Genomic DNA, 22,727 nt, shown 5'->3' on the forward strand with positions numbered 1-22,727 from the left:
GATTGATTGAAATTTGAGTATATCTAGCTTTATTAACAGTTCTAGTACTACCAATCCTTTTTGAATAGCTAAACTAAAACTGTGGTCTGGGTGCGATCGCGTACTTCTTTCATACAAAATAGTATGGGCAGGAACCTTGATGAAAAACTATATTTGGTAAGTAGACCTATAAATTTTGCTTGCTTACCCGCATCAAGCGGAGTACTTTAGATACTCATCTAACATAAAATTCCGCTTATGCGCCTGACTTCACTGGATGTTTTTCGCGGCATTACCATCGCTGGAATGATTCTCGTTAATATGGCGGGTGTCGCAGATGATGTATATCCTCCCTTAGCTCACGCCGATTGGCACGGCTGCACACCAACGGATTTGGTATTTCCTTTCTTTCTCTTCATTGTCGGTGTAGCGATGACTTTCTCGCTGTCAAAATACAGCGAAGGCAATAAACCAACCTCAGCTGTTTACTGGCGGATATTGCGCCGCGCCGCTATTCTCTTTGCCTTGGGATTACTACTAAATGGCTTTTGGAATCAAGGTATTTGGACTTTTGATTTGAGTAGTATCCGCATTATGGGAGTGTTGCAGCGCATCAGCCTTACCTATCTGCTGGCTTCCCTAGCTGTTCTCAACCTTCCCCGCAAAGGCCAATGGATACTAGCAGCAGTGCTACTCATTGGCTACTGGCTAACGATGATGTATGTAGCAGTACCAGAGCATGGTGCGGGAGTTTTGACGCGAGCAGGTAATTTCGGTGCTTATGTCGATCGCCTGATTATTCCCAAAGCACATTTATATAAAGGTGATGGTTTCAACTTTATGGGAGATCCAGAAGGACTTTTTAGTACTATTCCCGCGATAGTAAGCGTCCTCGCTGGCTACTTTACAGGTCAATGGATACGCAGTCAACCTGTACATTCACGTACAAGTATCGGTTTAGGATTATTTGGAGTCGGTTGCTTAATTATCGGTTGGGCATGGGGGTGGACATTCCCAATTAACAAAAAGCTGTGGACAAGTTCTTATGTAGTATTTACAACAGGCTGGGCGTTATTATTACTAGCAGCTTGTTATGAACTTATCGAAGTACGGCTGATGCGTCGCTGGAGTAAACCTTTTGAAATTATGGGCTTAAATGCGATCGCTCTTTTCGTTGCCTCGGTTTTGTTAATTAAAATTTTAGTCAAAACCACTATTGGCACTGGCAAAGACGCTCCCAGTACCTACAATTGGATTTACCAGAATTTTTTCGCATCTTGGGCGGGTGTGCTGAATGGTTCCCTGTTATTTGCCTTAGTCACCGTGTTCTTGTGGTGGGCTGTTGGTTTTCTGATGTATCGGCAACGCTGGTTTTTGAAAGTGTAAAAAAATTTTTGTTATTATTTACGTTTTAGTGTTTTCAATGTTACAACAGGTGTTAAGTGATGGATTGTAACACTTTAGGAACAAAGGCAATCGCAACTTTATCAATATTATTAGCGCGTTAATCTGCGCTTTCTTTAGCAAATTTACTTAAGCCCTGATATCGTTTCTAACGGCAGAAGCGTATACAGACTTATCTGTGCGTTGAAAATTCTTATTTCTTCTAATTCACTAAATTAATCCATAGAAAAATTGTGAGGTAATCGATGCGTCGCATGAATTTTTGGGTATTTTTGCCAATTACCTTGATATTGGGGTGCTCAAATCAACTACTTCAATCTAACCCGTCTGTAGCCAACTCTAACCCAGCAGTAGTTAAACAAACTAGTCCAACTTTATTAGCAAAGGCGAGTTACCTTTCACCATTGGAACAACAGGTAATTGTTGAAACAAATAAGGTAAGAACAAATCCTAAAGCATACCTCCCGGTTCTGGAAAACTATAGGAAGCGCTTTGAGGGGAACCGAGTCAAAATTTCTAATAATACTTATCTACGAACTCAAGAAGGAGTCAAAGCAGTTGATGAAGCGATCGCATTTCTCAAATCAGCACGTCCTGTAGGAGCCTTGAGTGCATCTAAGGGTATGTCTTTAGGAGCAAAAGATCACGTAAAAGACCAAGGCCCAAAAGGTGCTATAGGTCATGATGGTAGTGATGGTAGCAACCCTTTTACTCGCATCAACCGCTATGGTAAATGGCAAACAACCGCAGGTGAAAATATCAGTTATGGGCCAAACAGCGCTCAAGATATCGTCATGCAGTTAATTATTGATGATGGTGTGAGCGATCGCGGCCATCGAAAAAACATTTTTAATGGTGCTTTTAAAGTCTCTGGTGTTGCTTATGGAACTCACAAATCATACAGAACAATCTGCGTGATTGACTACGCTGGCGGATATAGGGAAAAATAATTTGCGAGGGAGTTCATATAAGCCCAAAACCCGATTTATCGCGTCTTGAAAGACCAATTATTTACACCAATAACTCTTAATCCAAGGTATTAGGGATAACCTGGCGATTAGAAATCGTGGTTACACAAGCCAAGTCCGCCTGCGCTGACTCAAAGAATTTGAAACCCGCCTAAGCGGGTTTTGTCTGTGTAAACAAGGTTTCTAACCGCCCATTTAGCTATTTTGCAGCAAACCAAGCGCCATGAAAGCCATAAGGCACTCGCTGAGGAATTCTCACCCGCGCTACAGGTTCAGCCGTTATATCTTGGGCATTCACTACTACTAATTCTGAAGTATCTGAACCCTCATCATGGACGAAAGTCATCAGCCAACCATCATCCTCAGCCGTTGCACCAGGACGCGGCGCAAACACAGTTTCACCGTTATAGCGCCCCTGCCCAAATTCATGTATTTGGGATTTTCCATTGCTGAAGTCGTATTTAATGATACCATCAAATAAAGGTACGGGACTATTTGCTGCTTTGTTAGTGTAGCCATATCGGTTTTGTCGCCCCAATCGATTTTCGTTGACGCGGGGAAATTCGGAAGCTACATCATCCAACATTTCTTCACGTACTGAACCAGTATTGAGGTTAAATCGCCAGCGATGCAAACGGGGAATATTTGCGTTTGGGTCGGGTTGCGAATCATCAGAACTTAAAACAGTTGTAGAACTCATACGACAGGCAATTAGCACTACTTCGTCTCCCTCTTCGTAAGCGTTGAGGGTATGGAAGACGTAGCAAGCAGGACTTTCAAACCAGCGGATATTACTGTTGTCGCCGTGACGTGGTACAATGCCAAAGCGACTGGGGCGATCGCGCTCAAACATCATTACGGGTTCTCCCCGTTGCGATCGCTCTAGGTTAAAAGTCAGCGGCAAATCCATGAAAATTGTGTAGTTTTCAGTGATGGCAAAATCGTGCATCATCACGCCTATTGGCAGTTCAATTGGCACCGTCCGCAACAGTTCGCCTTGTGCTGAGACCACACTATATTGCAGATACGGTGGCGCAAACAGAGAATAGCCAAAGAAGATCATTTCCCCTGTAACTGGGTCTACTTTGGGATGGGCTGTGAAGGCAGAAACCAGCTTGCCATTGTAGCTATATTCGCCAATGGTTTCTAATTCAGGCAGCTTGATGGCATGAGGTTTACCCCCCTCGTTCAGCGCCAACATTTGACCAGCGTGCCACACTAAGGCAGTATTGGCAGTATTTTTGTAGCGACCGTGGGGGTTATCCATTTGTGGAGGTTCTAACAATCCACTCCAGATAGCCTTACCCGCTTCTCGTTCTTTTTTCCATCCGAAAGTTTGGATGTAGCGGTTACGATAAGTGGCTATGCCGTTACTAATTTGCACACCATGCAACATCCCATCCCCATCAAACCAATGATATTGACCGATAGGTGTCCATTGAGGGTTAGGGCCATTCCGCACAAACATCCCTGATAGGTCAAGGGGTAATTCACCGATAACTGGCAATTTGTCGGTGGTGATTTCTTCATGAACTGGAGCAAAATTGCCATCGAGATAGGGATTGACTGCTATTGTTACCATTGTCTTGATTTCAGCGTACATTTGTACTGTACATTCTGGTTTGTCATTATGCCCACATGGTTTTGAGGGCGTTGTGGAATTTTTGCAATCGGTCTACAAATTCAATTTTTTCTCTAGCTGTTTAATTTGTGTGATTTGTAGGAGGTTCCATTCATCTTCAGAATAAGGTGTGCTATAGCAGATATCTAGATTTATTTAGCGATCGCTAGTTGTATATAAACTTAATACAAGGACATCAGCCGCTAATTTAACTCTAAATTGATTTGCTTCAATCGATAACGAGAAATACTCAATCCTCAGATTTTGTTGAATATATAGCAGTGTTACCATTCAATGACGCAGCTTCAACTGTTATTTCTTGATGCCGATTTGGTTTGATAAATCGCTCTGTTATCGTCTTAATGACGATATACAAAATTGGGACGACAAACAAACTCAAGAAAGTAGCGATTAACATCCCACCAAATACTGCTGTTCCCAAAGATTGGCGACTTCCTGCGCCGGCACCCGTGGAATTAGCCAAGGGAAAAATTCCTAGAAGAGTAGCAAAAGCAGTCATCAAAATTGGACGTAACCGTTCTTGTGAAGCTTCAATTACAGCTTTAGTCATTGAAAGACCTTGATCTCGCAATTGGTTAGCAAACTCCACAATTAAAATAGCGTTTTTACTAGCTAAACCAATCAACATTACTAGACCAATTTGACAGTAAACATCATTAGAAAAGCCCCGTAACGATTGAGCTACAAGCGCTCCAAAAATAGCTAAGGGAACTGATAACAGAATGATAAAGGGGTCAATGTAGTTTTCGTATTGAGCAGCTAGTACCAAAAATACAAATACCAATCCTAATCCAAAGATCAGGGGTGCTAAACCACCAGAATCTATTTCTTCTAATGCAGTTCCTGACCATTCGTAGCCATAACCTGCTGGTAAAACTTCTTTAGCAACTTGTTCCATTGCTTTAATTGCGTCTCCAGAGCTAGAGCCAGGGGCGGCAGCACCATTAATTTCAATTGAGCGGAACAGATTGTAGTGATTTATCGTTTGCGCTCCCACAGTCGGAGTAACTGTAACTAAGTTACTCAAAGGAATCATTTGATTCTTTTTAGAACGAACGTATAGTTTACCAATATCTTTTGGGTTGGAACGATACTGTTGATCTGCCTGGAGATACACCCGATAATTGCGCTGCTGGAGATTGAAATCATTGACATATTGCGATCCCAAAGCAGTTTGTAATGTACTGAAGACATCATCTATGGAAACTTGCAATGATTTGGCTTTATTGCGGTTTACTTCCACAAGCAATTGTGGTGTATCTGCGGCAAAGGTACTAAATACAGCTTGTAATCCTGGTGTTTGATTAGCTTTACCTAGCAACTTACCCATCGATTGCACCAAATTTTCTAAGCCACTGTTACCTCTGCGGTCTTGCAGTTGAAAGACGAAGCCGCCAAAGTTGCCTAAACCCTGAATTGCTGGCGGATTCACAGGAAACACTCTGGCTTCTGGGATTGCCATCAACTTCCCTTGCAAACTGCCAATAATCGCCTTTACCGATTGATCGGGTTTTGAGCGCTCATCCCATGATTTTAAAGTGGTAAAGATGATGCCGCTATTGGCGGTGCTACCACTAAAACCAAATCCTCCGATCGCAAAAGTCCCCAGTACTTCTGGAATTTGCAGAATTTCTTTTTCTACCTGTGCAATCACATCGCTGGTATATTGCAGCGATACGCCTTGCGGCCCTTGGATAATTGTGATAAAGTAACCTTCGTCTTCATCGGGTAGAAAAGCTGTCGGTACTGTCATGTACAGCCAAGCAGTCATTCCCAAGGAAACAATAAACAACCCAATTACAATACCTTTGATGCGTGCTAGAAAGGTAAGCGATCGCTTATAACTATGCTGTACCCAGTCAAGAAAGCGATTTATCTGGCCAAAAATCCAACCTAGCCAGCCTGAAGGTCTTTGTCCTTGACGCAACAACACCCCACACAAAGAAGGTATCAGAGTCAAAGCCAAAAAAGTCGAAATCGCAATGGAGAAAGCGATCGTCAGCGCAAATTGCCGATAAAGTGCGCCTGTGGTTCCCGGAAAGAACGCCACTGGTACAAATACCGCCATCAACACTAGTGAAGTGGCAATCACCGCGCCAAATAGTTCCGCCATTGATTCACTAGCGGCTCGGCGAGGATTTATACCTCTATCCTGAATAAAGCGGCTGATTTGCTCTACTACAATGATCGCATCATCTACCACCATCCCTGATGCTAAAGTCAGACCAAACAAAGTCAAACTATTAATTGAAAAGTTAAAAACTTTGACGAAGCCAAATATCCCAATGAAGGAAAGCGGAATAGTAATTGCCGGAATTAAGGTAGTTCGCCAGTCTTGCAAAAACACAAAAATTACAATTACAACTAGCACCACCGATTCAATCAGGCTCTTAAGCACTTCTGCCATCGACTCTTCGACAAACATGGTTGTGTCAAAAGCTACCTGATATTTCATGCCTGGGGGAAAACTTGGAGCCAATCGCGCAATTTCGGCTTTGACTCCCTTGGCTACATCCAAGGCATTACTACCAGGAATCTGATAAATCCCTAAACCGACAGCATCGTTACCACGAAATCTTAGAAATGAACTGTAGTTTTCTGCACCCAGTTCTGCTCTACCGACATCTTTGAGCTTGACTAATGTGTTATCATCTCCAGTTTTGAGGACAATTTCTTCAAATTCTGATGGTTCTGCTAATCGGCTAGCAGCACGCACATCAAGTTGATACCTTTGTCCTTCAGGAGCAGGTTCTTGTCCAATTCTCCCTGCACCAACTTGCAAGTTTTGTTCAGATAAAGCATTCGCTACATCTTGAGTTGTTAGCCCCCGATTGGCAAGGCGAGTTGGATCTAACCACAGGCGCATTGCATAGCGGCGTTCGCCAAAAATTTGAACGTTGCTCACACCTTTGACTCTTTTTAAGGCATCTGCTAAGTAAAGGTCGGCATAGTTACTTAAGAATGTATTGTCGTACTCTTTATTTTCAGCAAATAAACCAATCGCTAAGAGGATGTTACTAGATTCCTTTGATACTCGTACTCCTGTGCGTTGCACCGAGTCTGGTAGTTGTGGTTGGGCAACAGATACACGATTTTGCACATCCACAGCTGCAATATCTTTATCACGCGATGAATCGAAGGTGGCTGTAATGGTACTAGTACCATCGTTACTGCTGCTAGAAGTGAGATATCTTAGTCCCTCAACCCCGTTGATTTGCCTTTCTAAGATATTTGTCACTCCGCTTTCTACGACTTCTGCACTAGCTCCGCTATAGTTGGAAGTTACAGTGATTTGGGTGGGACTAATTTCTGGGAATCTAGCGATCGGTAGTGAGGGAATACTAATTAATCCTGTTAAAAGGATGACGATCGCACATACCGACGCAAAAATTGGCCGCTTAATAAAGAAGTCAACAAACATAGTTTAAAAATTGGGCTTTGGGTATTTGGTATTTGGCATGGGACATTGGGAATTGGGCATTGGGCGTTAGGAGTGCTGAGTTAGGAGTTAAGAGTTAAGAGTTAAGAGTTAGGAGTTAAGAGTTTTGTTTATCTCCTTGTCCCCTCATCTCCCTCATCTCCCCGCTCCTCTGCCCCCTGCTCCCCTGCTCCCCTGCTCCCCTGCTCTCCTGCCCCCTGTCCCTCTTCAGCTAAGGCTTCTGGCTACCAACTTCTTTTTCAGGAGTAATGGGAGCGCCATTAGTTAGGTTGAGAATACCGGAAACAACAATTTTGTCTCCAGCTTTTAGTCCTTCGATAACTTGATAATTATTCCCCTCAATAACTCCCAATTTCACAGGTTTTTGTTGAGCAACTAAAGATGGCGCTCCAGCTTTCTTTTCTGCTGGTGCTTCAGCTTTTTTTTCTGTTGGTTCAGCGTTCTTTTCTGTTGGCGCTTCAGCTACAAATACAAAAGTCTCTCCACCCAAGCGAGATACTGCTGTAACTGGAATTAAGATTCCCGGACGTTCGGTCCAGATCACTTTGGTTTGCACTGATTGAAGATTAAGCAGTCGATTTCTCGAATTGCCAAAGTTGGCTTTTACCAAAACTGTCTGCGAATCGGAACTAGCATTTGGGGAGATAAAACTGATCTTACCCCTTGCTATGGGTTTGTCTTGGACATCCAGCATTTGCACAGGTAAACCCAAGCGCAACTTTCTGGCTTCGGCTACGGGAACGGAAATATTCAGTTCTAAAGAGTCGTTTCTAGTTAGTGTAGTGAGTTGATCGGCTTTTTGCACATAATCTCCCACTTTTGCTGGAATATCACCAACAATGCCAGTGAAAGGTGCTAGAACTTTTGTGTATTGCAATTGGACTTGGGCCGCTTGAACTTGGGCAGCTGCTTGAGTTACTTGCGATCGCGCTTGGGCAATTTCTTCTGGGCGGGAACCATTTTCTAGTTGCCTTAAGTTTTGTTTTTGTTGTTCCAAAGCACCACCTAGCTCGTTGATACTCGATCTTCTGCTTTGGCGGAGTTGGTCTAGGCGTTTCTGGGCTACGACTAGAGCAGCTTCAGCACTTTGCTGTTCTTTGACATATCCTTCTAAGGTATCTTGGGAAACTGCGCCCTCTTTTCTCAATTGTGCATATCGTTTGGCGCGTGACTGTGCTAGTTCCACATCAGATTTAGCTGACTGAATTTGAGCCTCAGCCTGAGCAATTTCTTCTGGTTGCGATCCCGATTGAGCATCTCTAAAGCGAGCTTGGGCTTGAGCTAACTGCGCTCTGGCTTGGGCAATTTCTTCTTGTCGCGTACCCGCTTGAAGTTCAGCAAGCTTTGCTTGGGCTTCTTGCAGTGTGCCTCTAGCTTGTAATAATTGAGCTTGGACATTATCACTTTGCAGACTGATAATGACTTGTCCTTGTTGAACGCGGTTGCCCTCTTGGATGAAAATCTCGGTAATTCGCCCTTCAACCTGTGGCTTGATGATTACTGAACGTGGAGCTTCTAAGGAGCCAATAAACTCCGAACTGTCTTGAACGGTTTCAGTTTTCACTGTCGCTAGCTTGACTGGAACTGCTCTAGGTTGACCGGCATTTGCCCCAGCCGCAGGTGCATTGCTAGCATTACTAGTTTGCCACCAGCGCCAACCAAAACCTACACCTGCAATTAATAAAACGATTCCTAATAGTAGCGGCCAACGACGTTTTTGAGGTGGCTTAGGCGATCGCTCTGGCAATTGTTGCGACTCTTGACTAGAATCAGTAACAGCAGGCTGTTCTATTTCAATGGGTAAGGGAGAGTCAGGGAACTCAGAATGGGACATCTTCGTTTTCTCGTCTTGTGGATTTAGACTTGGGCAATCTACTTTTCGCTAAAAATGCATTATTTGGAATAGTTTTTTAGCCCTTTTTTCTCTATGTTGGTGAAAAATATGTTTGGGTATTTGGGCGATCGCTCACGATGTCTAGCACCTAAAATCAAGGAATTTTGTTCAGCACATTATGGTTGATTTGTACATTACTTAACTCCGTTCAATTTCTTAAAGTGTAATTTATAGTTTTTTGGTAGTCAGTATAAACACAGTGCTTTCTCTCTAAGCTAAAGCACGCTTGATGTTGTTGCAGCTAAAGCTTCTGCCTGTAAAGCGTAGGCGTAGCCCGCCGAACGCGAGTGCGTCTCGTAGAGAAGGCATCGTTTTGGTAATTAGAGCAAGTTAGTAGTTGCTTTTGTAGTTATGGAAATGACGAAATAAAGTTACCTCATTGACCGCAGCAACACGAGTAATTTCTTGCGTTGTCGCTGTGATTAAACCTGTCGTTGCAAATACCTTAGTTGCTGATTAGATCAAGGGTGCATAAGTTTGTGCCGTACTTGATGGTAATGTTTTCTATGAGTGTTTGCAAGCGCTTGCTTGCATTATAACCACATAGCAAACGAGATTAGTATTATTTATAGATGAGTTTATCCCTCTTGAGTAGTACTGAATACTGATCTTAGGGAAGAAAAAAGTCTGGGGCGATGCCTTCTCTAGAAGACACTTCTTTACGAGAGGCTTTGCCAACGCCTAGCTTGCTTCCCCCTATAGGTACAGCGGGCTACGCCTACGCTGATTAATTCAGCTTTATTAATCATCAAGTTATCCTCACCGAGAACGACGTGCAATCAATTAGTGTTCTCTAGATTCCTATTTTTGAGCAGTCTCAACTTCCTACAGTTAGTTCACCTGACCGGTTGATCTTTAAATCACCCGAATGGGTGATTTAATTTATTCCAATCGGGGTTTTATTTGTGTAGCTAACGAGTGAGAAATCCTCAATCCCCTTCAACCATCCACAACTGATTTCTTAGAATCGAATTTTGGTAAAATCCCCACAGTTGATTTTCGGTTGGTAACAATATGAGAAAAAAGCCACTCATACCGATCGAGCGCTTGCTCTAAAGAATAGTTTTCTTCGGCAAATTGTCTTCCTGTGTTACCTAGCTTCGTCATTAGAGCCGGATTAGCATATAAATTACGCACCGCAGCAGCCATTGCTTGGGGCGATTCTGGTTCAACAACTATCCCACCACCACTGAGTTCGATGGCTTTAGCAGCAGTACCAGTGGCGGGAACTGAACCCACAATTGGGCGACCACTCGCCAACAAAAGCGGTATTTTTGAAGGCATATTGAACGAAATCACATTGTGCTTTTGCACAATTAGCCCAACATCAGAAGCCGCTAGCATTTCAGGTAGTTTTTCTCGCGGCTGTAATGGTAGTAGCAAAACATTATCTGCTCCCTTTGATAAACAATATTCCTGCAATCTTTGCAATGCTCTTGATTCGCCAACAATGACAAAGACAATATCTTTGATATGACGTAAACAAACGGCTGCTTCGATTACTGTCTCTAAACCTTGCGTTAGAGCAATGTTGCCTGAATAAAGTACTACAAATTTCCCATCTAATTGGTGGTTAGATATCCAAGAGTTGCTCTGTTTCGGTAATGGGCGAATGAAATTTACATTTACCCAATTGGGAATACAAACGATTTTATTAACAGGTACTCCCTTATTTACTAAATTCTCACGAAACCCATCAGCGATTACACTAATAGTGTGTGCAGTCCGATATGCAAATTTCTCTAAAGCTGCAAGAGTTCGGATCATCCACTTGTTTTTTAATAGCCCGATACGCACAGCAGCTTCTGGTAAAATATCTTGCACATTTAGAACTACTGGGCAGTTGTATAACCAGCCCAATGTTGTTGCTGGCAACGTACCTAGTAGCGGTGGGACTGTTAAGATAATCACATCTGGTCGCCCACCTTTAAAGGCTTGGGGTAAGCTTGTGAAAACAAAGCTCAACTCCAGTAACAGGCGATCTACGAGGTTAGGTTTAGACTTAATTCGCACGTAACTTCGCGCAATTGTGACGCCATTTTTTTGTTCCGTAAGATACCATTTATTTTGATACCCATCGTAAATTTCGCGCTGAGGATAGTTGGGCATTCCCGTAATCACTCGCACTTTATGACCTCGCTTTACTAACCCTTCTGCCAATTCAGTCATTAACGGAGCAATTCCAATTGGCTCTGGATGATAGTTGTAGGAATAAATCAGAATATGCATGAACTATTTGTGAATTTTGTGAATACAGCATGAGACGAGCAAATTACTTATTAATAGCCAGTAGGGGCTGCTATTTTTATTGCTTACAACGTTTTCTTTTGCATAAAGCTATAGGTTTAGAGGCAGGAAGCAGAGGTAGAAACTGTTTATATCTGGTTTTTCTCTCTGTTTTTTCTTACCTCATTTATTTACAAATGCTGTATTTTGACTGGTTAAATTGTTTAATTAAAAAAAAGGTGTTAAACATTGCTTATAAATTTTCTTTATAGTTTTCAAAAGATAATTTTTGTCAGGCATAAAACACTTAAAAATCAAAATATGACTTTGTATAAACAGGTAAGATTATTGATAAATATAGACTTTATTTTCTGATGATTATGACAAGAGCTGGTCTCTTTATTTACGAACCAATGCCTAAATTTACACTGGAGGAATTGTAACATTATATTCACTGTTATGCATATAACCCTCATTCCGCCTTTTCAACTGGCACATGAAGTATTTTTAACCAAGTCACCAGTATTGTATTAATTGAGGAGAATCCCACTTTTTGAGTAGTTCAAAGGCGCTGATTAAAACAGTGTTGAGTGCTGAGTAATAAATGCTAAGGTAAAAGTAAAATTAATTTCACGCATATTTCTAATGAGGTTATATGATAACCCTACTAGTTAACTGAACTAGTAGGGCTAGAATAGAGATTCAGTAAATTTGGCAAGCTCTGACTAGAAAGCCCTAATTTCTAGTAAAAGGCTTGCTTTTTCTTTAGAGTTGAAGCTATACCCAAACCAGCAAATGCTAGCAAACCCAACAAAGAAGCAGGCTCTGGAACTTTGGATACTTGAATAAAGCCAGAATTTTGATCTAGTATTGTTGACGTTCCTTGTTGATCGACATCCTGACGTAATTGCAAAGAGTCGCCAACCGTTCCTTGAAAGAAATATTCTCCAATTACACCCGTTCCTCCGGCGACATCAAAGGGGCCAAATAATGTCTGAGTGGAAGTATTAAAATTGAAAGCGAAGAAGTTAGATTCTGATACTCCACCACTTACAGTGTTATAGGTTCCCAGAAGATTTTTAGATGGGTCTAAGAAGGAGACATTCAAAGATTGTAAAAAGTTGGTGGCTCCACTACCAAGTTCTGAAATGATTGTTGGTGCTGTAGTTTCGTCGTAGCTAAATGAACCTGTTGCTGAGTAACCAGCATTACCTTGCCAATTAAAGTTTAATTCAATAGCTTGGACTGGGTTGTTAGCACTAGTAGCGATCGCAACACTGGTTGCTGCGATCGCAGTAATTTGGGCGAGAATATTTTTCATGGTCATAACTCCAAAATTGATTCTCATGATGCATATATCAATGCATCAATCAAGACTAAGCTTACGATAGAAATATATATCCGTAAATACCGCATAAAATACGGTATGTAATGTAATGAATCTATGAAGAGAAGCACTTGGTTTATAAAGTTTTGCATAAAATGTCAAGTCTATAGTGATGTCTGACGACAAACTCTTCTGCGTCTACGCTCCTTTGTATGCAATCTACCGTAGCTTAACTTCCATTCCTCATTTATCGAAATTAAAGGGTTTGAAATCCCTGCGTTTTTACGTAGCCCAGTTAGTCTGGGGGGTCTTCTAACAGTAAGGGTTAAAATCCTCGTCTATTTGCATAGCGTGCCGCAGACAAAATATCTTTAATGTTGGTTGAATTTAGAATTGTTAACTATGGGGTTTTCCCTTTATTCTCTTCGATGACCGATTCAGCTAAAAATCACGAGCGATCGCCTGAGAATAACTGATAAAGTTGAGCTACGCAAAGTTGAAAACAGTGTTATATGCCTGGGTTTCTATTAGAAGTTGGTACAGAAGAACTACCTGCAAGTTTTCTCAGTGATGCTTTAGTGCAATGGCAGGAACGCATTCCCCAAAGCCTGGAAGCAAACAGCCTCAAGGGCGATGTCCAGGTGTACGGTACTCCCCGGCGGCTGGCGGTATTGATTACAGGTCTACCATCGCAGCAACCAGACCGAGAAGAAGAAATTAAAGGGCCCCCCGCCCAAGCCGCCTTTAAAGATGGTCAGCCGACAGCAGCAGCAGCAGGCTTTGCCAAAAAGCAAGGTGTGGAACTGGATGCGCTGTCAGTTCGCCCCACTGACAAAGGGGAATTTGTATTTGTGCAAAAAAGAATTCCCGGTCGTCCTGTGGCGGAAATTTTGACAGAACTTGTTCCCCAGTGGATTTGGGGTTTGGAAGGTAAGCGGTTGATGCGTTGGGGAAATGGGGATGCCAGGTTTTCCCGACCGATTCGTTGGTTGGTAGCTTTGTTAAATGAGACGGTATTGCCTTTAGAATTAGTGAATGGTTCTAAAACGATCCAGAGCGATCGCATTTCTCAAGGTCATCGGGTTTTGCATCCCGAACCTGTGACAATTGCCCAGGCTACTGATTATGTTACCGCCCTCAAATCTGCATTTGTCACCGTTGACCCAGAAGAACGGGTAAATCTGATTAAAGAGCAAGTAAATGCAGTTGCAGAGAATTTAGGCGGGTATACAGTAATTTACCCCAATTTGTTAGCGGAAGTAACCAACCTTGTAGAATATCCTTCCGCAGTTGTTGGTAAATTTGAACCAGAATTTTTGGAATTACCAACTGAGGTAATTACTGAAGTCATGGTTACTCATCAACGTTATTTTCCTGTATTCAAACCAGGGAGTTTTGAGCAAGAATTATTGCCCAACTTCATCACCATTTCTAACGCCGATCCCAAAAAATCAGATATTGTTGCCGTCGGAAATGAAAGGGTAATTCGTGCCAGATTAGCTGATGGGAGATTTTTCTACGAAGCTGATTTAACTAAACCATTAGAAAGCTTTTTACCGCAATTGGAAAAAGTCACCTTCCAAGAAGAATTGGGTTCGGTGCGTGCCAAGGTAGATAGAATAGTTAAAATCGCCGAGCAAATTAGCAGCCAATTAGAATTAGCGGAAAGTCAAAGCCAAAGAATCCAACGTGCTGCTTTATTATGTAAAGCAGATTTAGTCACTCAAATGGTGTATGAATTCCCCGAATTGCAAGGCATTATGGGAGAAAAATATGCCTTAGCCAGTGATGAAGATGCCGAAGTAGCAAAGGCAATTTATCAACATTATTTGCCAAAGGGAGCCGGTGATGTTTTACCGGAAACACTCACGGGTAAAATTGTTGGTTTGGCAGATAGATTAGATACTTTAGTGAGTATCTTTGGTTTAGGTTTAATTCCTTCCGGTTCATCCGATCCCTTCGCCTTACGCCGTGCGGCTAATGCTGTAGTTAAAATTGTTTGGTTTGATAATTTGCCAATAAATTTAGATGATTTGTTGAAGCAAATATCGATAGACTTTGCAGCAAAATATCATAAAGACCAGGCATCATTAACCACAGCGTTACAAGAGTTTTTCTTGCAACGCATCCGCACTTTATTACAAGAAGAAAAACAGATTGATTACGACTTAGTAAATGCAGTTTTAGGAGAAAACGATCCAGAATACACAGAACGAACGTTAAAAGATTTATTGGATGTCCGCGATCGCGCCTTGTACTTACAACAAATCCGCAACGACAGTACCTTAGATAACATCTACGAAACCGTTAACCGTTCCACACGATTAGCCGCTCAAGGTGATTTGGATACAAAACAGCTAGAACCGACAACCGTAGTTCGTCAAGAATTATTCCAAAAGCCCTCTGAAGACGCTTTGTATAATGCACTAATCGAATCAGTACCACAAACTCAAGCAGCACAGCAGACACGAAATTATCAACTATTAGTAGCAGCACTCACAAAAATTGCTCCAGCAGTTAGTAACTTCTTTGATGGGCCAGATAGCGTTTTAGTTATGGACTCCGATCCAGAAATCAAGCGTAATCGGTTACATCTGCTCGGATTAGTTCGCAATCATGCCCGTGTTTTAGCTGACTTCGGTGCGATCGTCAAAAATCTGTAGCGTAGGTCAACAAAAACTTGTGTAATTTTTGCCAAGAAAGGCTACTATAGGGAGTGCTTAACCAGGGACTCTGCTGCAATCTATGTCCAAAGCTCATGTTATTGGATTGGGAAAGTCCGGTGTTGCTGCGGCGAGATTGTTGAAACGGGAAGGTTGGGAGGTAGAGCTGAGCGATCGCAACACCTCCGAAACCCTCCTAGAACAACAACAAGAACTCGCTGCCGAGCAAATAACCGTTAAACTAGGACAATCCCTAGAATTGAATGGTGCTAATTTACCGCAATTAATAGTCGTTAGTCCTGGCGTGCCTTGGGATATTCCCGTATTAGTTGAGGCACGCCAATTAGGTATTGAAACCATTGGCGAAATGGAACTCGCATGGCGAAATTTACAATCACTACCTTGGGTAGGAATTACTGGCACTAATGGCAAAACTACTACCACAGCTTTAATTGCTGCCATTTTCCAAGCAGCAGAATTAAATGCACCCGCCTGCGGTAATATTGGCTACGCCGCTTGTGAAGTTGCCCTATCTAATAGGGGACAGGGGACAGGGGACAGGGGACAGAGGGATCGGGAAAGAGGTGGGGTAACTTCAATCCAAAATCCAAAATCTAAAATTCAAAATCATGTTGATTGGGTGATTGCGGAAGTTAGCAGCTATCAAATAGAATCTTCGAGTTCTCTTGCTCCCCGGATCGGTGTTTGGACGACTTTTACACCGGATCATCTTAGTCGCCATAAGACTTTAGAGAACTATTACAACATCAAAGCCAAGCTATTGCGTCAGTCCGAGTTGCAAGTGTTCAATGGCGATGATGCGTACTTGAGCCAGTTAGGTTTAAGTGCTTGGCCTGATGCCTATTGGACAAGTGTCAGAGGAAAAGATTTTCTGATTAGCGAAAAAGGCTTTTACATCGAAGACGGCTGGGTTGTGGAAAAATTGACTGCAACCTCGGCTCCAGAACCGATTGTGAAAGTATCTAGTTTGCGAATGGTGGGAGAACATAACCAGCAAAATCTGTTGATGGCAGTAGCAACAGCAAGATTAGCGGGAATTAATCGTGATGCGATCGCACTTGCAGTTCGGGAATTTCCTGGTGTTGCCCATCGTTTGGAGCATATCTGCACATGGGAAGGTATTGATTTCATTAACGATAGCAAAGCTACTAATTACGATGCGGCTGAAGTAGGTTTAGCATCTGTTAACAGTCCAGCGATTTTAATTGCTGGTGGAGAAGCTAAAGCAGGTGATGATACTGCTTGGCTAGCACAAATTCAAACCAAAGCTGCTGCTGTGTTATTGATTGGTTCGGCTGCACCTGCATTTGCCAAACGTCTCCGAGAGGTGGGGTATCATAACTACCATATTGTGGAAACTATGGACAGGGCAATTCCCAAGTCGGCAGAATTAGCCAAGCAGTATCAAGCGCCTGTGGTGTTGCTATCTCCGGCTTGTGCGAGTTTCGACCAGTACCCAAATTTTGAGGTGCGGGGCGATCGCTTCCGTCATCTATGCCTTGCTTGGGCAGGTGGTTGGAAACCCGCTAGAGTAGAACTTCCAGAACTTGAAAACTCTAGTCAAGAGTCCATAGTTCAAGGTCGATAAGCATTGTTTGTTTACAAGTTCGTAGTAAGGACTTTAGTCCTTGTTTTCTAAGCACTAAAGTCCTTACTACAAACTCTCAAAACTAATTTGACAAAATATTAGAAAGATTATTTGGTACTAATTTAGTAGTTTTCTATAATTAGATTTTGCTATAGTTTGCAACTTCAACCTCATGAGCGATGCTTGTAGGTTTAGGAATAGGTAAACCATCTTCTAGCATCCCTTCAATATGAAATTCAATAGCTTCTGCAATCATCTGCTTGACTTCTTCTAAAGTTTCACCCACAGCGACACAACCTGGTAAATCAGGGACATAAGCAGAGTAATTACCTTCAGCCTTTTCAATCACCACTACATACTGCATTGCGGTTCTCCTTATATAGCACAAGCCTTGGTGGTTAGGACATTAACAGATGATAAAACTTAGACACAACAAGACTTTTCCCCCAATCCCCAGTCACCAGTCCCCAGTCCCTTGCTATAACTGTGCTTGCCTCCAAATACTACTGAGAGTACCAGGGGCTAAGTCGTTAGACAATTTACCTGGAACTGTAACCACACCGGGTTTATCAGGATGTTTGAACTGTCGATGACTACCTTTAGTTCTATCAAGATACCAACCATCAGCTTCCAGTCGCTTGATTACATTACGTACTTTCTTGTTACTACTTATCTGTACAGGTAAAATTTCTGTTACAGATAGAGTGCCTTATTGAGAAAGCAAAGTAAACACAATTATGTCGCAATTCTGTCCGTCATTTTGTCATGGGTTTTAGTATTCCTACCCAACACATCAATCAACCAATAGGGCGATTTCCGGGATTGACTGCATGAATATATTCACTACCCGATCGCGGTCTTCCTCGTTTATAATAAGCTTCTTCTGGTTTACCCCATCCTAGCTGCAAAATCATTTCCAAAAAGCTAGAATTTTCCCACTTACATAAACTTGCCCACTCTGTTCTCTGAACAATTCTCTCTACATCAGAGGTGACAATTTGTTGGTATTGTTTACTATTATTGAAACTCAAATATAAATCCATCCCCATAGAGACTTCATACCAAAATTCTACGATGGAATTTTTAGCGGCTTTTAATATCTCTAAGTCACCATTGAGGGCAATTAACTCACTATCTATTTCGGGATAATGCAAGTTTTTTCCTTTAACTGTCATTTCCCGCCAAATAATACCAGAAACTCGATTTTCTCTCTGATAGTCGTGAATTGCAGTTTTGAAATCTTGATAGGCAGTAAACTGTTGCAACCCATCAGTTCTGATAAACTGGTCAATTACAGGATTGCCAGAGACTTTTATTTCTAACTTTAAGCGTTTTCCTTTCAGGCAAGCTTGGCGTTCGGCTGCCAAAATTTGAATTAGTTCCTGAGTGGTGTAAACCTTTGACATCAGAATACACTCTATTTAGTCATTGGTCATTGGTCATTAGTCATTAGTCATTAGTCAGTTGTTACGGACTTATAGACTATAGATTAACTTTCTAATCATTATGCTTTGACATCGGCGGCAATGTAGTAACAGATATAACTAAAAATTAGGGCAGACCAATTTGGTCTACCCCATAGGTTACTTAGCTAACTCACTACTAAACTCGTTAAAAGCTCGCCGCTTTAGCTGTGCTGTTTCAGTGCGTGGTAATAAATCAAAGATTTTACGAAATTCATCGTCTATATCTTCAAAAGGTACTTGACCCTTTTTATTCAAAACTACTTCACCTGACTTATTTAACACCACTACTTGAGGAACGCTTCCAGCATAGTAATATCCTGGTTCAGTTGGGTCGTAGGTCTCTTTCTGCGGGATAGTATCTACATTAATCGGCATAATCTCTGCTACCCGACCGTAGAATTCCTGTACCCGTGAAATGGAAATGGCATATCTTTTGGAATCGCTACTATCATCCAGATAAAAAGCCAAAAATACGGGTTTATGTTCCGCTAAAGTCTGTGCTAGTGTCTGTCTGGGAGGAACCAATGAACCATTGCCAGCATAAACGACAAAGATGTTGCCATCATATAAATCATTATTCAGACCAGCAGATGCAGGTTGCATATTTATAATGAAAAGACTTACAAGCAACAACAGGCATTTGGACAACCACCTTTGCCAGCCAGTAATTTGTTTATGTAAAAAAAGAAACTTTGTGCTATTCATCAAAAGGAACCTTGCAAGCTACTACTTGTTGTGAGTTTGTGCTGAATTTGACCAACTGGGCTGGATATGTAATTACGCCCACGCACTATTTTTTAAGATAACGCCTACTGAGATTATCTCTCGCAAGTGGCTGGTATCGCTACGCAGAAGTCAAAACAGAGGTAAAGTAGCGCAACAATCCAAAATCTAAAATTGCGAATACTGGCTTTTTTAGCCAGGATTCGCTAAACTCACAAGATTAAATTTGCACTTTTAATTAACAACCGCCAGAAGACTAGGGTACAGATGTGGCAAACAAAATACAATTCATAGATAGACTGCGATTGGGTTTCGCGGTGTCAGTGGCAAAGAGTGTGACCTTTATAGTGCGATCGCTCCGTCTGGGTGCTGCTAGTGTATTACCAGGCTCGATTGCTCGTCGCATTGAACCCAGACTTTTACAATTATTGAGTCAGCAAGTTAAAAACGGAGTGATTTTAATTGCTGGTACTAACGGCAAAACCACTACAGCGCTGCTTTTATGCACAATCCTAGAACGCAAGGGTTTTCGTGTCACTCATAATTCTACAGGTGCAAATCTAGAAAATGGCCTGATGACAGCGCTGTTGGAAAGCACCAACTTACTAGGTACGCTAAATACTGATTACGCCATTTTAGAAGTTGACGAAAATATTGTACCGAAAGTATTAGCGCCACTCCAGCCGCGAATCATTCTCTGTTTAAACTTGTTCCGCGACCAACTCGATAGGTACGGCGAAGTAGATACAATTAGTAAGCGTTGGACAAAAGTTATTTCTACCCTACCAGTAGAAACGGTGGTAATTCCTAATGCTGATGACCCAACTTTATCTAACCTCGGTCAACAGCTACCTCAACGGGTGTTATTCTTTGGCTTGAATGAACCAGAACATTATTTAGAAGCAATTCCTCATGCTGTTGATTCTATTTATTGTCCAAAATGTGGACATTCCCTAGATTACAAGGGTGTTTATTTGTCTCATTTGGGAGATTTTACTTGTCCCAAGTGTGGTTTTAGTAAAAGTAAACCGACTTTGGAAAGTAGTGAATGGTCGCAAATTCTGGTTGGTTTGTACAATAAATATAATACTTTGGCGGCTGCAACTGCGGCTATTGAATTAGGAATTGATGAAGCAACAATCAGAGATACTATTAACAACTTCCAAGCTGCTTTTGGTCGGGCTGAAGATTTAGTAATTAACGGTAAACGAGTGCGAATATTGTTATCAAAAAATCCTGTAGGAACCAATGAAACCATTCGCGTAGTTACTCAAAGCACAGATAAAACCACACTGCTGGTATTGAACGATCGCACGCCCGATGGCACTGATGTATCCTGGATTTGGGACGTGGATACCGAGAAACTAGTCGAACGCGGCGGGACTTTAGTAGTGAGTGGCGATCGCGTCTACGATATGGCACTACGTTTACGTTACAGCCAAAAGCACCCTGAGAGTAACTTAAATTTAATAGTCGAAGAAGATTTGCGACAAGCGATCGCTACTGCATTAGAGCATACACCAGAGAATGAAACTCTGCATATTTTACCTACCTACTCAGCCATGCTAGAAGTGCGAGAAGTTCTGACTGGTCGGAAAATTCTGTAAATTTGGTAGTGGGAATGAGAGAAATTTTTCCCATTACCCAGTTCCCAACACCTAATCCAATTACGAATTACGAATTACGAATTACGAATTATGAATGTGAGTTCTCAAAATTTGGAATTAACAATTGGTTGGTTGTACCCGACGCTGATGAGTACTTATGGCGATCGCGGTAATGTAATTACTATAGAACGTCGCGCCGAGTGGCGGGGATACGATGTTAAAGTGTTACCCCTGGATCAAAATTCCACAGCCGCAGATATTAAAACTGTAGATGTAATCGTGGGTGGTGGCGCACAAGACCGTCAGCAAGAAATAGTCATGCGTGATTTGCAAGGTGCAAAAGCTGACGCAATGCGCGAGAAAATCGAAAATGGCACACCAGGAGTATTTACTTGTGGTTCCCCCCAATTACTCGGACATTATTATGAACCAGGTTTGGGGCAACGGATTGAAGGTTTGGGAATACTCGATTTAGTTTCTGTGCATCCTGGTGAAAATACTAAGCGCTGTATTGGCAACTTGGTAATTGAAGTGACAGCCTCACGTCTGGCGCAAGATTTAAAAGAGATGACGGGTAGCACACCTTATTTGGTAGGCTTTGAAAATCACGGCGGACGTACCAAGCTGGGAAAAGTGGAAGCTTTGGGACGTGTGGTATACGGTTTGGGAAATAATGGTGAAGATGGGACAGAAGGAGCATTTTATCAGAATGCGATCGCTACTTATTCTCACGGCCCTTTGTTACCGAAAAATCCTTTTGTTGCAGATTGGTTAATTCAAACAGCGCTGCGGCTAAAGTATCAACAGGAAATTACCTTAAAACCTTTTGACGATAGCCTCGCTACACAAGCACGAGAAGCGATGTTTAAGCGATTGAAAGTGAGTTTACCAAGTGCTGCGGCGGCGAAAGTTTAACCTCAGTTCGCTGATTAAGCCTCTCTCCGTGTCGGGGAGAGGTTTGGAGAGGGGTCAAATTTGACATAAAGAGGGCAAAGTATGACTCAAGCCTTAGCCAAACAAGTAACATTTGATGAATTTATCGCCTGGTATCCCGAATCTTCAGACAGGCATTATGAACTACATGATGGGGTAATTGTTGAAATGCCTAAGCCAACAGGGAAACACTCAGAGATAGCCGGGTTTATCAATGGTTCTTTGTTTATTGAAATCACTCGTTTGTCCATCCCTTGGTTTATCCCTAAAGAATGCCTTATCAAGTCAATTAACACTGATTCAGGTTATGAACCAGATGTAATCGTTCTTGATAGACAAGCTGTTATGGATGAGCCTCGTTGTCAAAAAGAATCTATCATTACGCGGGGTAGTTCCGTCAAGTTGGTTGTAGAAGTTGTTTCAACCAACTGGAGTGATGATTATGCTTTGAAGTTAGAAGATTACGAATCTTTGGGTATTCCTGAATATTGGATTGTAGATTATCTAGGTTTAGGTGGTAGGCGGTTTATTGGCAATCCTAAACAACCAACTATCTCGATTTACCAACTAATTGAAGGTGAGTATCAGGTTAGACAATTTAGGGGAAATGACCATATTCAGTCGCCAGCGTTCCCAGAGTTGAATTTAACTGCTGAACAGATTTTTCGGGCTGGAGAAGTCGCGTAAACAAGGGCTAAAAAAGTAAAAGAGTATCAAAGACTCGTCCGCGAGTATCAAAGACTCATCGGCGAGTATCAAAGACTCATCGGCGAGTATCAAAGACTCATCGGTGAGTATCAAAGACTCGTCCGCGAGTATCAAAGACTCATCGGCGAGTATCAAAGAC

General features: G+C 42.1%; 16 protein-coding genes and 1 pseudogene. 7 read left to right on the plus strand and 10 right to left on the minus strand.

All coding sequences use genetic code 11. The features are described 5' to 3' along the window. Positions 1-237: 237 nt before the first annotated feature. A complete protein-coding gene (locus RMZ42_RS30625; protein ID WP_322674959.1) occupies positions 238-1,365 on the plus strand; it encodes an acyltransferase family protein in 1,128 nt (375 codons plus the stop codon). A 263-nt stretch (positions 1,366-1,628) separates the two neighbouring features. After that, the gene (locus RMZ42_RS30630; protein WP_322674960.1) at positions 1,629-2,333 is read left to right on the plus strand and encodes a CAP domain-containing protein; all 705 of its coding nucleotides are present in this window, start codon (positions 1,629-1,631) and stop codon (positions 2,331-2,333) included. A 217-nt stretch (positions 2,334-2,550) separates the two neighbouring features. Here RMZ42_RS30630 and RMZ42_RS30635 read toward each other — a convergent pair whose 3' ends face one another. The 6 genes and pseudogenes from RMZ42_RS30635 to RMZ42_RS30660 form a co-directional block, all read right to left on the minus strand. Further along, the gene (locus RMZ42_RS30635; RefSeq protein ID WP_322674961.1) at positions 2,551-3,933 is read right to left on the minus strand and encodes a carotenoid oxygenase family protein; all 1,383 of its coding nucleotides are present in this window, start codon (positions 3,931-3,933) and stop codon (positions 2,551-2,553) included. A gap of 289 nt (positions 3,934-4,222) precedes the next feature. After that, the gene (locus RMZ42_RS30640; RefSeq protein WP_322674962.1) at positions 4,223-7,414 is read right to left on the minus strand and encodes an efflux RND transporter permease subunit; all 3,192 of its coding nucleotides are present in this window, start codon (positions 7,412-7,414) and stop codon (positions 4,223-4,225) included. A 229-nt stretch (positions 7,415-7,643) separates the two neighbouring features. Continuing rightward, the gene (locus RMZ42_RS30645) at positions 7,644-9,266 is read right to left on the minus strand and encodes an efflux RND transporter periplasmic adaptor subunit (protein WP_322674963.1); all 1,623 of its coding nucleotides are present in this window, start codon (positions 9,264-9,266) and stop codon (positions 7,644-7,646) included. 390 nt (positions 9,267-9,656) lie between these two features. Continuing rightward, positions 9,657-9,767 (minus strand): annotated as a pseudogene (locus RMZ42_RS30650) (hypothetical protein); the annotation flags it as partial. A 498-nt stretch (positions 9,768-10,265) separates the two neighbouring features. Continuing rightward, a complete protein-coding gene (locus RMZ42_RS30655) occupies positions 10,266-11,555 on the minus strand; it encodes a glycosyltransferase family 4 protein (RefSeq protein ID WP_322674964.1) in 1,290 nt (429 codons plus the stop codon). Positions 11,556-12,294: 739 nt separating this feature from the next. Then, positions 12,295-12,900 (minus strand): PEP-CTERM sorting domain-containing protein, encoded by a 606-nt coding sequence (locus tag RMZ42_RS30660; protein ID WP_322674965.1) that lies wholly within the window; start codon positions 12,898-12,900, stop codon positions 12,295-12,297. 491 nt (positions 12,901-13,391) lie between these two features. On the opposite strand from RMZ42_RS30660, the gene glyS reads away from it, so the two are divergent. Continuing rightward, positions 13,392-15,542, plus strand: a complete 2,151-nt coding sequence (glyS, locus tag RMZ42_RS30665; RefSeq protein ID WP_322674966.1) for a glycine--tRNA ligase subunit beta — start codon at positions 13,392-13,394, stop codon at positions 15,540-15,542. Between the two features lie 82 nt (positions 15,543-15,624). Continuing rightward, a complete protein-coding gene (gene murD / locus RMZ42_RS30670) occupies positions 15,625-17,151 on the plus strand; it encodes a UDP-N-acetylmuramoyl-L-alanine--D-glutamate ligase (protein ID WP_322674967.1) in 1,527 nt (508 codons plus the stop codon). A 139-nt stretch (positions 17,152-17,290) separates the two neighbouring features. On the opposite strand, the gene RMZ42_RS30675 is transcribed toward murD, so the two are convergent. The 4 genes from RMZ42_RS30675 to RMZ42_RS30690 form a co-directional block, all read right to left on the minus strand. Continuing rightward, entirely contained in the window at positions 17,291-17,515 is a 225-nt protein-coding gene (locus RMZ42_RS30675) for a type II toxin-antitoxin system HicB family antitoxin (protein WP_289796608.1), read from the minus strand. Positions 17,516-17,629: 114 nt separating this feature from the next. After that, positions 17,630-17,839 (minus strand): type II toxin-antitoxin system HicA family toxin, encoded by a 210-nt coding sequence (locus RMZ42_RS30680; protein WP_416211845.1) that lies wholly within the window; start codon positions 17,837-17,839, stop codon positions 17,630-17,632. A 109-nt stretch (positions 17,840-17,948) separates the two neighbouring features. Beyond that, positions 17,949-18,557, minus strand: a complete 609-nt coding sequence (locus RMZ42_RS30685; protein WP_322674968.1) for a hypothetical protein — start codon at positions 18,555-18,557, stop codon at positions 17,949-17,951. A gap of 177 nt (positions 18,558-18,734) precedes the next feature. Then, positions 18,735-19,322, minus strand: coding sequence for a thylakoid membrane photosystem I accumulation factor (locus tag RMZ42_RS30690; RefSeq protein ID WP_322674969.1), 588 nt, complete (start codon positions 19,320-19,322; stop codon positions 18,735-18,737). A gap of 287 nt (positions 19,323-19,609) precedes the next feature. On the opposite strand from RMZ42_RS30690, the gene RMZ42_RS30695 reads away from it, so the two are divergent. The 3 genes from RMZ42_RS30695 (at position 19,610) to RMZ42_RS30705 (ending at position 22,567) form a co-directional block, all read left to right on the plus strand. Then, on the plus strand, positions 19,610-20,947 hold the full coding sequence (locus RMZ42_RS30695) for a Mur ligase family protein (protein ID WP_322674970.1): 1,338 nt from the start codon (positions 19,610-19,612) through the stop codon (positions 20,945-20,947). A gap of 96 nt (positions 20,948-21,043) precedes the next feature. Next, positions 21,044-21,862, plus strand: a complete 819-nt coding sequence (locus RMZ42_RS30700; protein WP_322674974.1) for a type 1 glutamine amidotransferase — start codon at positions 21,044-21,046, stop codon at positions 21,860-21,862. A gap of 81 nt (positions 21,863-21,943) precedes the next feature. Beyond that, complete coding sequence (locus RMZ42_RS30705; RefSeq protein WP_322674971.1) at positions 21,944-22,567, plus strand: Uma2 family endonuclease; 624 nt, start codon at positions 21,944-21,946, stop codon at positions 22,565-22,567. The last annotated feature ends 160 nt before the right edge of the window (positions 22,568-22,727 follow it).

This window comes from Nostoc sp. DedQUE05 (genome assembly GCF_034530955.1).
Lineage (GTDB): Bacteria > Cyanobacteriota > Cyanobacteriia > Cyanobacteriales > Nostocaceae > Nostoc.

Coding starts and splice junctions, on each gene's coding strand:
- RMZ42_RS30625 (WP_322674959.1), top strand. CDS start 238: ATGCGCCTGACTTCACTGGATGTTTTTCGCGGCATTACCATCGCTGGA.
- RMZ42_RS30630 (WP_322674960.1), top strand. CDS start 1,629: ATGCGTCGCATGAATTTTTGGGTATTTTTGCCAATTACCTTGATATTG.
- RMZ42_RS30635 (WP_322674961.1), bottom strand. CDS start 3,933: ATGGTAACAATAGCAGTCAATCCCTATCTCGATGGCAATTTTGCTCCA.
- RMZ42_RS30640 (WP_322674962.1), bottom strand. CDS start 7,414: ATGTTTGTTGACTTCTTTATTAAGCGGCCAATTTTTGCGTCGGTATGT.
- RMZ42_RS30645 (WP_322674963.1), bottom strand. CDS start 9,266: ATGTCCCATTCTGAGTTCCCTGACTCTCCCTTACCCATTGAAATAGAA.
- RMZ42_RS30655 (WP_322674964.1), bottom strand. CDS start 11,555: ATGCATATTCTGATTTATTCCTACAACTATCATCCAGAGCCAATTGGA.
- RMZ42_RS30660 (WP_322674965.1), bottom strand. CDS start 12,900: ATGAGAATCAATTTTGGAGTTATGACCATGAAAAATATTCTCGCCCAA.
- glyS (WP_322674966.1), top strand. CDS start 13,392: ATGCCTGGGTTTCTATTAGAAGTTGGTACAGAAGAACTACCTGCAAGT.
- murD (WP_322674967.1), top strand. CDS start 15,625: ATGTCCAAAGCTCATGTTATTGGATTGGGAAAGTCCGGTGTTGCTGCG.
- RMZ42_RS30675 (WP_289796608.1), bottom strand. CDS start 17,515: ATGCAGTATGTAGTGGTGATTGAAAAGGCTGAAGGTAATTACTCTGCT.
- RMZ42_RS30685 (WP_322674968.1), bottom strand. CDS start 18,557: ATGTCAAAGGTTTACACCACTCAGGAACTAATTCAAATTTTGGCAGCC.
- RMZ42_RS30690 (WP_322674969.1), bottom strand. CDS start 19,322: ATGAATAGCACAAAGTTTCTTTTTTTACATAAACAAATTACTGGCTGG.
- RMZ42_RS30705 (WP_322674971.1), top strand. CDS start 21,944: ATGACTCAAGCCTTAGCCAAACAAGTAACATTTGATGAATTTATCGCC.